At 75.1% G+C, this 3,633-nt stretch carries 4 protein-coding genes; 1 reads left to right on the top strand and 3 read right to left on the bottom strand.

What is annotated here, in order from left to right; genetic code table 11:
* Positions 1-59: 59 nt before the first annotated feature.
* On the bottom strand, positions 60-626 hold the full coding sequence (locus G5C65_RS33395; RefSeq protein ID WP_165302808.1) for an SbtR family transcriptional regulator: 567 nt from the start codon (positions 624-626) through the stop codon (positions 60-62).
* Positions 627-746: 120 nt separating this feature from the next.
* Here G5C65_RS33395 and G5C65_RS33390 point away from each other — a divergent pair, with 120 nt between their 5' ends.
* The gene (locus tag G5C65_RS33390; RefSeq protein WP_165302807.1) at positions 747-1,682 is read left to right on the top strand and encodes an NmrA family NAD(P)-binding protein; all 936 of its coding nucleotides are present in this window, start codon (positions 747-749) and stop codon (positions 1,680-1,682) included.
* 46 nt (positions 1,683-1,728) lie between these two features.
* Here the strand turns inward: G5C65_RS33390 and G5C65_RS33385 are convergent, their stop codons facing one another.
* Together G5C65_RS33385 and G5C65_RS33380 are read right to left on the bottom strand one after the other, a co-directional pair.
* A complete protein-coding gene (locus tag G5C65_RS33385) occupies positions 1,729-2,310 on the bottom strand; it encodes a TMEM165/GDT1 family protein (protein WP_165302806.1) in 582 nt (193 codons plus the stop codon).
* Positions 2,311-2,501: 191 nt separating this feature from the next.
* Entirely contained in the window at positions 2,502-3,302 is an 801-nt protein-coding gene (locus G5C65_RS33380; RefSeq protein ID WP_338146782.1) for an ABC transporter permease, read from the bottom strand.
* Between the last annotated feature and the right edge of the window lie 331 nt (positions 3,303-3,633).

Genomic DNA, 3,633 nt, shown 5'->3' with positions numbered 1-3,633 from the left:
GACCCAACCCTGCGGACCCAACCCTGCGGACCCAACCCTGCGGACCCAGCCCCGCGGACTCAGCCCCGCGGGCTCAGGCCCGCCACGGCGAGCCGGAACAGGCGGTCCGAAGCGGCGGCGGGGTCGGGGTGGTGCTCGGTGGCCAGGGCCAGGCCGACGGACAGCGTGATCAGATCGGCGACGGTGACGTCCTCGGCCACCGCGCCGTCCCGTGCGGCGCGGCGCAGCAGCGGGCCGGCCGCCTCTTCCAGCGCCGCCGAGCAGGAGTTCTCGTGCACCGGGCCGGCGCCGGCGCCGTCGTAGGCCAGCGCGGCCGCCAGCCCCCGCGCCGCGACGCAGTAGGCGACGACGTCGCCCAGCCATTCCAGCAGCGCGGCCCGGCTGTCGGCCGCGCCGGACAGATCGCGGGCGCGGGCTCCCAGGGCCTCGATCCGCTTCCGGGAGACGGCCTCCAGCAGGGCGCGGCGGGTCGGGAAGTGCCGGCGCACGGTCGCCGAGCCGACCTGCGCCGTGCGGGCGATCTGCTCCAGGGAGGCGTCGGCCCCCTGTGCGGCGACCTCCTCCTCCGCCACGGCGAGGATGCGCGCGTAGTTGCGCCTGGCATCCGCGCGTCGGGTCTCGGGCACGGCGTCACCTCCACGATTGCCAAACGGCGGGACCCGCCATATCGTACCCACAACGAAACGGCGGGCCCCGCCATTTCTGTCGGCGCCCGAGCCCCGCGCCCCCGCACTCCGAGGAGCACCATGTCCCAGTCCCAGTCCCACGCACCCGCACCCGTTCTGGTCACCGGCGCCACCGGCCAACAGGGCGGGGCGACCGCCCGCGCGCTGCTCGCGGCGGGCGTGCCCGTCCGCGCCCTGGTACGCGACGCGGCCACCGACCGGGCCGGGGCGGTCGCGGCGCTCGGCGCCGAACTCGTCACCGGAGACCTGCACGACCGTGCCTCCGTGATCCGGGCCGCCGACGGCGCCCGCGCCGTCTTCTCGGTGCAGATGCCCGCCTTCAACGCCGACGGCCCCGACTTCGACGGGGAGGTGGCCCAGGGCGTGAACCTCGTCGAGGGCGCGAAGGCCGCCGGGGTGCGGCAGTTCGTGCACACCTCCGTGTCCGGTGCGGGACAGCACACCGGAACGCCCGGCTGGGCCGAGGGCCGCTGGGACTTCATGAAGCCCGCCATGGACGCCAAGACGGCGGTCCAGGACCGGGTCCGCGAGGCCGGCTTCCCCCGCTGGACGCTCCTCAAGCCGGGCTTCTTCATGGAGAACTTCCTGCCTTCCAGCAGGTATCTGTTCCCGCGCGGCGTCGAGGGCGGCCTGGTGACCCTGCTGCGGCCCGGGACCCGGCTGTCCCTGGTCGCGGTGGACGACATCGGCGCGGCCGCCGCCGCGGCCTTCGCGGCGCCCGAACGGTTCCACGGGGTCGAACTGGAGCTGGCGAGCGACTGGCTGACGATGACCGAGATCGCCGGGATCCTCTCCCGCACCCTGGAGCGGGACCTGCCCGCTCCCGACATGTCGGAGCAGGAGGCGCTCGCCGCCGGCATGCCGGCGATGGGCTACTCGCACCTCTGGCTGAACGAGGCCGGCCAGCCGGCCCGACCGGAGCACGCCAGGGACCTCGGTGTCCCGCTCACGCCCCTCGGGGAATGGGCGCGGACATATCTGCGCGACGACGCCTGAGACCGCCTCCGTCCGGGGCGCGCCCCGGACGGGACGGATCCGGCGGTCAGCTCAGCGCCTCGTACAGGCTGAACGCCGCCAGGGCCAGCATCAGCGCCGCCGCCACCTTGGTGATGAGCCGCAGCGGCACATACCGCAGCAGCGTGCGCCCGCCCAGGATGCCGAGGCCCGCGACCGCCCACAGGGCCAGCACGGCGCCCAGGCCGACGGACAGCGGGTCGTCGTACCGCGCGGCCAGGTTCGCGGTCATGATCTGCGTGAGGTCGCCGAACTCGGCGACGAGGATCAGCATGAAACCGCTGCCGGCGACCTTCCAGAACGAGGGGTCGGCGGGGGCGCGGGCCTCCTCGTCGTCCCCGTCGTCGCTCTTCAGCAGCAGCATCGCCGCGCCCGCCAGGAAGAGCAGGCCCACGATGCCCTGCACCAGCCGGTGCGGCAGCAGGGTGAGCACGCTCCCGGCGGCGACCGCCAGCACCACATGGACGACGAACGCGGCCGCCACCCCCGCGAAGACGTACGAGGCGCGGTAGCGGGTGCCGAGCATCAGCCCGGCGAGCGCCGTCTTGTCGGGCAGCTCGGCGAGGAAGACGACGCCGAAGACGACGGCGGCGACGGTCACACTGATCACGGGAGGGGCCTCCAGGGAGCCTCGGGCCGCCGTACCGACGCGGAGCGAGCGCACACCTCGGCACGGCAGCGTCGCTGATGGACGGACGCTGCGGCCGAAGGTCTCGCTGGCGCGGCGGAAGAACGCCGCGCTCCGGGCGCCGGGCCCCACCGCGCGGGCGGGTGCCAGTATGTCGACGGTCCGGCGAAGAGCTACTCCCCTTCAGACTCAGACGGCGCCGAGTGTACGCGATGCAGCCGCCCGCGCGCGATGAGCTCCAGCACCGCCGCCACCGCGATCACCTGCACCAGCATCAGCGCGACCAGCACGAAGAGCTGCACGGCTCCCGCCAGCACCGGGGAGGCCCCACCCAGCAGCATCCCGACGAACGCGCCGGGGAGTGTGACGAGCCCCACGGTCCGGGTCTGGTCGAGCCCCGGCAGCAGCGCCCCGGCGGCGGCCGGGCGGGCGATCTCCAGGCGCGCGTCCCGGTCCAGCAGCCCCAGCGCCATCGCGGCCTCCACCTCGCCGTGCCGCAGCGCCAGCTCCTCCAGCGCGCGGCGGCCCGCGAGCACGGTGCCGGTGAGCGCCCCGCCGATGAGGATGCCCGCGATCGGGATGAGCGCGATGCCGTCCAGCGGGACGAGCCCGGTCGACAGCAGCGCCACGAGCACCGGCAGCACGCCCGCCGCGATGGGGACGGCGGCCCAGACCCAGGTCCGGTTCGGGGTGATCCGGCGCCCCGCCGTCCGTACGGCGACGGCGTACATCAGCAGCACGAAGCCGAGCAGCGAGGGCACGGCGCCCACCACCCAGCCGATCACCAGGGAGACGGCGCCCAGCTGGAGCGCCGCGCGCAGCCCGGCGGCGAGGATGGCGCGTGCGTACGGGCGGCCGCCGTCCTGGGTGAGGCGCGCGTACGAGGCCAGTGCTGCGGCCGCCACCAGGAGCAGGGCGAGGACGGCGCCGAGGGTCGGGGTGACGGGGAGCAGCGCGTCGGCGGCGAGGAGCACCGGATCACTCTACGGCGGCCGGCCGGCCCGCCAACGGCGCGCACCGGGCGTGGGAAGACCGTGCCAACGGCGGGCGAAAGCTGCGTACGGGATGCCCCGAACGGGCCGTTCACGGGTGCCCGGACAGCGTGCGGCGGGCAGGCTCTTGTCGTGACGTGCTCACGACGTCACCCTGACCTGTACGCATCAATCCCCCCACGCACCGAGGGAGTACGTATGCCCGGCACACCCCGGATACGCGAACGGCTCTACGCGCGTCGGCGCCGCCTCGTCCGCGCCACGGCCCTGGCGGCGCCCCTCGCGGCGCTGCTCCTGGTCGCCACCCCGGCCC

The sequence above is a fragment of the Streptomyces boncukensis genome (assembly GCF_011045075.1).
GTDB lineage: Bacteria > Actinomycetota > Actinomycetes > Streptomycetales > Streptomycetaceae > Streptomyces > Streptomyces boncukensis.
Note: the sequence above shows the minus strand (reverse complement) of the source record. Positions and strands in the feature narration are given on the sequence as shown.